Annotated in this window: 1 pseudogene; it reads right to left on the reverse strand. The window is 41.4% G+C overall.

The features are described from left to right. Positions 1-565, reverse strand: a pseudogene (locus R7093_RS25975) (MarR family transcriptional regulator); the annotation flags it as partial. Positions 566-654 lie beyond the last annotated feature (89 nt).

Here is a 654-nt window from a genome sequence, read left to right on the forward strand (position 1 = left end):
GGTTGGGCAGGTGTTTCAATGCAGTGATAGCTGCGTATTTTTGCTGTTTATAAAGTTTAGTGGACTTGATGGGATGGTGTTTTTCGCAGTAGTAGTGAGATCGGCTGCGTAGACGCCAGCATAAAGCGCAATACGGAAGAACACTGTTCCAGCGTATCGCTTCCTCTTGGTGCTGTGGCGTGAGTGAACGTAAATCTTTTAACCCCCACAGTACTTGATCCATATAATCGATACGTTGTTGAGTATGCAGCCCTACTCCCCGCAAGGCTAATACCGCTTCAATAAGTTTAATTGTTTTATTTAATCCACCGTAACTTTCGATGATCTCAGCAAGATGGATAGCATTAGAACGGCTGTACTTTTTGAGTATGGTTCCATGTTGTCTGAGTAACTTGGTAAACCATGGTTCTAGAACAATGTTCCGAGCGGCATCAACAGCGTATAAATACCCAGAGCGACGTCGCTGAGCAATTCTACAACCTCGATATTCGGCCTGTTTTTTTAAGTCATTAATTGCTGTTTCTAGCTGTACTCTCAATGCATTGCGCTTTTGATCTAAGTCCATTTGTTATCATGTCAATATGGTTTGTTGCTTATTCTATATTATGAGTTGGGCGATGAGAACCTAAGATGCGATTAAATAATAGAGAAATA

This window comes from Vibrio sp. 1580 (assembly GCF_033340055.1).